Raw genomic sequence first — 7,816 nt, 5'->3', positions numbered from 1 at the left:
GGCCCCATCGGCCTGACCGGCGCCGGTCGCGTCAAGCGGTAGCGGTAGCGGCCGGATGCTTACGATATGGGCGCGCTTGAAGCCTGTTTTAGCTTCGACTTCGGCGCGGCGCAGGATGCGGCGCTCAGTAGGGATGGAAGCGGTTGTGTCGGACATGACGGTCACTCCTGGGTGCTCCTTGACGTTATTCGGACGTGACCTCCATTCAATAGATCTCAGCAGCAAAAGAAACCGTCAATGGGGTATCAGCGACCCCAGATAGGGACTGGACAAGTCAATTGCCTTGCATGTGCTGCTTCGCTTTGGCGAATTTGTTCTCCAGTGTGCTCTGGGATATGCCGAGTCGGTCGCCGTGATGCGCGATCATGGCGCTGATGACGGCGTCCTGGGTGTTGAAGCTCGAGTACGGGTGGCCGGACGGTGAATGCCCAAGCAATAAAGTCAAAAGACCGGCGACAATATTGAGATAGGTTGATTCGCTGCGGCGGCTCGGTTGTTGTGCTCGTTGGGTCCGCTGCACGTCTGCTTCATGCTTTTGGTGAAGCGTTTCAAGATCTGACTGGAGCTGCTTCGACGCCTCGGTTTGATGGGCCAGGCGGATCTTCAAGGCCTCATGGTCAGCGAGCAACGCTTGAACAGCCTCCGCGCTGATCGCCGTATGCAGACGGCGTTCCACACCACTGAAGAGAAAAGCGGGTTTCTCGCCGGGATAGAAGTCGGCCATCCAGGCTTTCAGATCTACGTGGCGGACGGTCAGGTCGGGTGAATCGATCAGCGTCGGATCGTGGCACGTGATGCCATTTTTCCCATAAACCAGATCGCCGTTGACGAGGGCGTCGACGATCCGTTCGGTGTTCAAGTGAAGAGCTGGCCATTCGGGAAACGCGTTGGGCTCGAGAAGCGGTCGCGTGCCGACGACTTCGAGAATCCGTTGCTCGTGTGCTAACAGTCCGCTCCATCGGATGCCGGCCTCGATCGGACGGTAGAACACCTTTTGGCCCGTTGTCTCCCAGGATCTCGTGGGCATGTGAATCTCCCTCGTTTTCGTGTTTGCGTCTCTCCGTTGGGTTTGTGTGGACTGCTTTTGGCGTTGAACTGCTGTGTGCTAAAAAAGCGCAAAACATATGCATAATTGTCAACGACGCCATTCATCATGGGTGACATGAGTGTCTTGGCTCACGAACAGTTCAGAAACGCTGACCACATAAGACCGTTCGGCTATGGCTGGAAGTGAGAATTTTGCAGTCTCGATATAAGTGACAGTCCGGGTGAAGACCAGTGAAATACGGCTTGATGCCTGACTAATATCAGGATGGCTGTCAGTCCAGACCGGTCATGGATGCACGATGATTGCTGTCATATGCAAGTAATAGATAAAATAAGATTTATGTCTGAATGTTGTCAGTCTGGTCTTACAGCAGACGAAAAAAGAAATAGGTAGCCGATACTGGTTAGGCGAGCAGGCGTGCTTATCCATCAGTGCCTACTAAGACGCAGCACAGTCCAGATAAGGGGAGATATCGGCCTGTAGTCAGCTCGGGTGAGCCGGCAAGAGTGCGATCAACGATTCACTGCTCGTCGTGCGACGGCAATCGATTGTTCGGATCTATAATTCGAGATGGCGGAACGGGTTATACTTAGTAGCGACAAGAGCCGCAGTCCGGTGACGGGCAACGTCAAATACGTTCTTGATTAATTCGGAAAGTCAGCTGGCTCATGATATGACCCAGCGGGTTTGAATAATAAGGCCTTAACAGACACGGGGAGAGTCTTGATGGCGATGAATCGCGTTCAATTTCAATCGGCATGTTGATCGGCCGATAAATCCACGTATTCGTTGACGGTTGTCGGGAAAGAGGATGCGCCGCGCCTTATGGATATCCAGGACATAGCTCACCCGATCGAGCTGATCTCGACTCGGATGCGGGCATTCTCACGAATCTGGCGTCGCCAGCGCTGGATGCTTGTACCGAAACTCCGCCCGTGATCGTGTCGCGGTCGCTGATCTTCAGTATCTGGGCGAACCCTGGTTCGTGAAGCGCGTATCACAGCCTGAGGATGGAGGCTGCGAGCCGGCGGTTACTCACGTTCGATTATCTTGAGCAATGCGGCACGCCGTTTGGACATTGGCCCGAAGTCCTTGGTGATTTTATCGACCGAATCGCCGCGTTCCAGGGCATCCAGGATGTCTGCCCAATCCTGCATGATCATACGCCTGGAACTTACGTACTTCGTGTGGTCGTAGGATGCGCGCGACGTATCTTTCTTTTTCTGGTGTGCAAGCTGCAGATCTACACGATTCTCAGGGTAGCCTAGCAAGCCAAGGATTGTTGTAGCGGTCGAACGAAAACCGTGTGTGGAGAATTGGCCGCCATAACCGAGCCGCTCTAGCACGCGGTTCAGTGTGGTGGCCGACATAGGTTCTTTGGGACGACGGTTGTTTGGGAAAAGTAGTTGTCCTGCCCCCGTCAACGTTTCCAGCTCTCGCAACAAAGCGACAGCCTGCTTCGATAGAAATACCAGGTGAGGCCGGCGCATCTTCATGTTCTTGGCGGGCACTTCCCATATCGCGCTATCGAGGTCGAACTGATCCCACGTGGCTCTACGGATCTCGACCGTGCGAACAAAAGTAAGCGCAACCAGCCGCAAGGCAATTTCCGTTGTCCGAAAGCCTGACCAACCATTAAGCTTGTTGAGGAAGACAGGCACCTCGGCCCACTTTAGCGGCGGGTTATGACGAACTGGCGGCCGCTTCACTAGTCCCTTCAGTAGCGATGTCGGATCGTATTCGCAGATACCGTTTGCGGCTGCATATCTAAATATTTGCCCGACCCATTGCCGAATCAAGATAGCCACGCTTTGGGCCCCGCGCGCTTCCACGACCTTGATGACCGGACGCAGATGTGATGCCTTGATCGAAGTGATCGGAAGCCTGCCGATCTTTGGGAACACGTCTTTCGTCAGATAGTTCTCAACCTGCTTAGCGTAGTAGTCACTCCAGTCCGAGTTCGCGCGCATCCAATCGCGTGCGATGACTTCGAACGTCTGCTCGTTGCTGTCGACCTGGGCAGCAATCTGGGATTTCTTCTCAAGGATGGGATCGAGTCCCTTCTTCACCAGGCCGCGGGCCCAATCACGTTCAGTCCGCGCGGCTTCGAGCGTGACCTTCGGAAAAATACCGATGGAGTAAGTCTGCGCCACGCCACCTAGCCGATAGCGAAACCACCAGAGCTTGCTGCCGTTAGGCTGGACGCGCAGGAAGAGAGAGCCGCCATCCCGCAGCAGGTATGCCTTTGGCTGAGGCTGGGCGGCTTCAATCTTGCGGACAGAGAGGAGGTTCTGAGCCATGTGTATAACGCCTCTTTAAGAAGTCATTATACACGACATTATACACAATGACGCTGGATCAGCTTGACGCTCAATGGACGGCTGTGGATATTGATATAATATAAATCAATAACTTAGTTACAAATCATGGAACTCACTGGCCTTTGGAAGACGCCAATCGTAGTTGTCGAGCATCAGGATCATGCCGAGCCCTCCGGTGCGCTGCCGATCGGTCGCCGGGTCGCCAGCCCCTGCTCGGCCAGGGCCGCGGCCTTCATGACCGCGCGCGCCTTGTTCATGGTTTCTTCCCACTCGGCGGTGGGTTGGCTGTCGGCGACGATGCCGCCGCCGGCCTGGACGTGGATTTCGCCGTTCTTGATCACCGCGGTGCGGATCGCGATCGCCAGATCCATGCTGCCGTTGCCGGCCAGATAGCCGACCGCGCCGCCGTATACACCGCGTTTGACCGGCTCGATCTCGTCGATGATCTCCATCGCCCGGATCTTGGGCGCGCCGGACAGCGTGCCGGCCGGGAACGCCGCGCGCAGCGCGTCCATCGGCGTCAGATCGTCGCGCAGCTTGCCGGTGACGTTCGACACGATATGCATGACGTGCGAATACCGCTCAATCGCCATGCGTTCGGTGAGCTTGACCGTGCCCGGCTGGCTGACGCGACCGACATCGTTGCGGCCGAGATCGATGAGCATCAGGTGCTCGGCGATCTCCTTCGGGTCTTCCAGCAGCTCCTCGGCCAACGCCTCGTCCTCGGCCGGCGTGATGCCGCGTTTGCGAGTGCCGGCGATCGGACGGACCGTTACCTCGCCGTCCATCGCGCGCACCAGAATCTCGGGCGAAGCGCCCACGACGTGGTGATCGCCGAAGTTGAAAAAGAACATGTACGGCGACGGGTTCAGGCTGCGCAGCGCCCGATACAACGACATCGGCTCGGCGTTGAATGGCGCCGACAGGCGCTGGCTCGGCACCACCTGCATGACGTCGCCGGCCTGGGTGTATTCGCGAATGCGGCGCACGGCATCCTCGTAGCCGGTCTGAGTCAGCCCGGAGACGAAACGGCCGTCGTCCATCTCCGGATCGATGGCCGGATTGTCGGCGCCGGTACGTGCCGCCGATGCCGGCAGGGGCGCCTCGAGCGCATCCAGAATCGTTTCCACCCGGGCCTGGACGCGGGCGCGGTCCTCGGCATCGCCTTCCAGATGATGGGCAACCACATAGAGCTTGCCCGACAGGTTGTCGAAGATCACCAGCTCTTCGGCCACCAGCAACAGAATATCCGGCAGATCCAGCGGATCGTCCTTGTCGTCGGCGCCGCCGGCCAGCCGCGGTTCGATATAACGGATCGTGTCGTAGCCGAAGTAGCCGACCAGCCCGCCGGTCAGGCGCGGCAGCTCGGGCAGACGCGGCAGTGGCCGGGCGTCGTTGAAGGCCTGGATCCAGGCCAGCGGATCGTCGGTCTCGAGCGTTTCGATCACGCCGTCGTCGGTTTCGTGCACGAGCTGGCGCCCGCGCACGCGGATACGCTCGCTGGCGGGCAGGCCGATGATGGAATAGCGACCCCAGCGCTCGCCGCCCTGCACCGATTCCAGCAGGAACGAATAGGGCGCGTCGGCGACTTTCAGATAAGTCGACAGCGGGGTATCGAGGTCGGCCAGCGCCTCGACCACCAGCGGTTCACGCCGGGCGAGTAGCGAGGCCTCGTAGGAGACGGATTCGGACATGGCACATCAATCGATCGAATGAACAAACAAGCGGTACGACGGTCGCGCACCGCGACAGAACAGGACCGGGTTTAGCCCCGCCAGCGCTTCACTCGCCATCGCCAGGCCGCGTCGAAGGCACGGCTGACCGCTTGTTTCAATCGATTCGATGTCATGCTGGAAATCCTGCCGTATCTGGTTCGTTTTGCCAAGCGGGTACGGGCATCGGGCGCGTCGCGGTGCTCGATAACGACAGTTTAGCCGCAGATGATGTCGATCGAGATGGCGGAGGACGCCGGGCATGCGTTGCAGGGCGCCTGCCTGGCCCTGCGCCGAGGCCGGGCGATGACATCAATCAGGCATGGATCGTCGGACGAACCTGTGCCGGTTCTCGGCGGCGAAGCCGGCTTGAAACGCCGGCTCGATTATGTCTGGCTAAAAATAATAAGCCGCGGATAAAGCGGGCAGCGACGCTCGTGCCCGGCCCCGGCGCCGTATCAGTCGCGGCCGACGGCGTTTTTCATCTGATCGATGATACGAGCGTAATCGTCCTGGCCGAAAATCGCCGAGCCGGCGACGAAGGTATCGGCGCCGGCATCGGCGATTTGGGCGATGTTGTCGATTTTAACGCCGCCATCGACCTCGATGCGGATTTCGCGGTCGGTGCCGGCCACGACGGTATCGATGATCTCGCGCGCTTCGGCGATCTTGCCCAGCGATTCGTCGATGAACGACTGGCCGCCGAAACCGGGGTTCACCGACATGATCTGAATGATGTCGATCTTGTCGAGCACGTATTTCAGCCACTCCAGCGAGGTCGCCGGATTGAACACCAGCCCGGTCTTGCAGCCGAGATCGCGGGCCAGAGCCAGGCTGCGATCGACGTGGCGCGTGGCCTCGGGGTGGAAGGTGATCGAGGCCGCGCCGGCGTCGGCGAAGCCGCGGATGAGGTCGTCGACCGGCTCGCACATGAGGTGCACATCGATCGGCACGTCCGGATACGAGCGCGCCAGGCGTTTGGCCAGCGACGCACACACGGGCGGGCCAAAGGTCAGGTTCGGCACGTAATGGTTGTCCATCACGTCGAAATGGATCCAGTCCGCGCCGGCCTCGATGACGGCCTCGCACTCGTCGCCGAGTGCGGCCATGTCGGCAGACAGGATCGACGGGGCGATCAGAGGGGTGAAAGGGGATCGACTCATGACAAACGGGCCCGATTGATAATCGTGGATTACACCTGCTGGCTTCGGTACGCTCTGTCATGGACGGGCCGGCGTCAAGACCGGGTGTGATCGCCGTCTTTCAACGCCCGGTCGCCACGGTCGCCGGCACTCGTCTGATAAGGGGCCCCATGGCGTATCTCATCGCTTTGCATTCGCTGGCCGCGACCATCTGGGTCGGCGGATTGTTCTTTCTCGTGGGCGTCTTGCGCCCGGCCGCCTCGTCCGTACCGCTGGGCGAGCGTCTGCCGTTGTTGTCGATCGCGCTGGGCCGTTTTTTTCTGTGGATCTGGATCGCGATCTTCACGCTATTGGTCACCGGCTATGCGATGACGGGGCTGCTGGGCGGAATCGCCGTGGTGCCGCCGTATATCAACGTCATGCAGGCATTGGCCTGGGTGATGATCGCGCTCTACGGGCATATGTTCTTCTCGCCCTGGAAGCGCGTGCGCCGCGCGTTGGCAGCCGGCGCGCTGGCCGATGCCGGGCGAGCGATGAATCAGCTCCGGTTGTTCGCCACGGTCAGTCTCTGGATCGGCTTCGTGATCGTGGCGATTGCCACCGGCGGCAGCTACGGCTTGTTGTAGCCGATCCCCGGCTGTAGACGAGCATGCGCGGCGGCGGCTGTTAAACTACGCGGCCGCGTAGCCCACCATTCGATCGTCATGGCCGAAACGCTTTTTGAATCCGAACTGCACAGCCTGCCGCTGCTCATGCGCGGCAAGGTCCGCGATGTCTATGCCGTAGGCGTCGATTATCTGCTGATCGTGGCCACCGATCGGCTGTCTGCCTTCGACGTGATCCTGCCGGACCCGATTCCGGGCAAGGGCGCGGTGCTCACCGAGCTGACCCATTTCTGGTTCGACCGGTTCGCCGGCACGGTGGCGGACCAGCGCGTCGACATGCCGCTGGAGCGTTTTCTCGACGATGCCGAGATCGCCCAGGTCTCCGGCCGGGCCATGGTCGTGCGCCGGCTCGACGCGCTGCCGATCGAGGCGGTCGTACGCGGCTATGTCATCGGCTCGGGCTGGAAGGACTACCAGGCCACGGGTGCCATCTCCGGCATCGAACTGCCGAAAGGCCTGTCTCAGGCCGAGAAGCTGCCCGAGCCCATCTTCACCCCGGCGACCAAGGCCGAGGCCGGCGATCACGACGAAACGATTTCGTTCGAGCGCACCGCCGAGATCATCGGTGCCGAGCGCGCGGCCGAGATTCGCGACGTGGCGATCGGTCTCTATCGTTCGGCGGCCGACTATGCGGCCGAGCGCGGCATCATCATCGCCGATACCAAGTTCGAGTTCGGCATCGATGCCAACGACAATCTCGTGCTCATCGACGAAGTGCTCACGCCCGATTCCTCGCGCTTCTGGCCGGCCGACGAATACGCCACCGGCATGAGCCCGCCCAGCTTCGACAAGCAGTACGTGCGCGACTATCTGGAAACGCTGGACTGGGACAAGACCGCGCCTGGCCCGCGTCTGCCGGCCGACGTGATTGCGAATACCGCGGCCAAGTATGTCGAAGCACGGGACCGCCTGATCGGCAGCTGAGCCC

The 7,816-nt window shown here is 60.0% G+C and carries 8 protein-coding genes; 3 read left to right on the top strand and 5 right to left on the bottom strand.

The window, feature by feature from the left end:
- The 4 genes from C41B8_RS20425 to trpE form a co-directional block, all read right to left on the bottom strand.
- On the bottom strand, window positions 1-156 hold a 156-nt coding region (locus C41B8_RS20425), incomplete at its 3' end, for a MerR family transcriptional regulator (protein WP_156962449.1).
- Between the two features lie 118 nt (window positions 157-274).
- Window positions 275-1,027, bottom strand: a complete 753-nt coding sequence (locus C41B8_RS06650; protein WP_037335745.1) for a hypothetical protein — start codon at window positions 1,025-1,027, stop codon at window positions 275-277.
- A 1,052-nt stretch (window positions 1,028-2,079) separates the two neighbouring features.
- Window positions 2,080-3,348 (bottom strand): tyrosine-type recombinase/integrase, encoded by a 1,269-nt coding sequence (locus tag C41B8_RS06645; RefSeq protein WP_037335744.1) that lies wholly within the window; start codon window positions 3,346-3,348, stop codon window positions 2,080-2,082.
- 179 nt (window positions 3,349-3,527) lie between these two features.
- Window positions 3,528-5,063, bottom strand: coding sequence for an anthranilate synthase component I (gene trpE, locus C41B8_RS06640; RefSeq protein WP_037335741.1), 1,536 nt, complete (start codon window positions 5,061-5,063; stop codon window positions 3,528-3,530).
- A 246-nt stretch (window positions 5,064-5,309) separates the two neighbouring features.
- Here trpE and C41B8_RS06635 point away from each other — a divergent pair, with 246 nt between their 5' ends.
- Entirely contained in the window at window positions 5,310-5,501 is a 192-nt protein-coding gene (locus tag C41B8_RS06635) for a hypothetical protein (protein ID WP_037335737.1), read from the top strand.
- A gap of 38 nt (window positions 5,502-5,539) precedes the next feature.
- Here the strand turns inward: C41B8_RS06635 and rpe are convergent, their stop codons facing one another.
- The gene (gene rpe, locus C41B8_RS06630) at window positions 5,540-6,244 is read right to left on the bottom strand and encodes a ribulose-phosphate 3-epimerase (protein WP_037335734.1); all 705 of its coding nucleotides are present in this window, start codon (window positions 6,242-6,244) and stop codon (window positions 5,540-5,542) included.
- Between the two features lie 149 nt (window positions 6,245-6,393).
- Between rpe and C41B8_RS06625 the strand changes: the two genes are divergently transcribed.
- Entirely contained in the window at window positions 6,394-6,849 is a 456-nt protein-coding gene (locus C41B8_RS06625) for a CopD family protein (RefSeq protein ID WP_037335731.1), read from the top strand.
- 78 nt (window positions 6,850-6,927) lie between these two features.
- A complete protein-coding gene (locus C41B8_RS06620) occupies window positions 6,928-7,812 on the top strand; it encodes a phosphoribosylaminoimidazolesuccinocarboxamide synthase (RefSeq protein WP_037335728.1) in 885 nt (294 codons plus the stop codon).
- Window positions 7,813-7,816 lie beyond the last annotated feature (4 nt).

This window comes from Salinisphaera hydrothermalis C41B8, from assembly GCF_000732535.1.
GTDB lineage: Bacteria > Pseudomonadota > Gammaproteobacteria > Nevskiales > Salinisphaeraceae > Salinisphaera > Salinisphaera hydrothermalis.
This window is presented reverse-complemented; position numbering and strand designations above follow the sequence as displayed.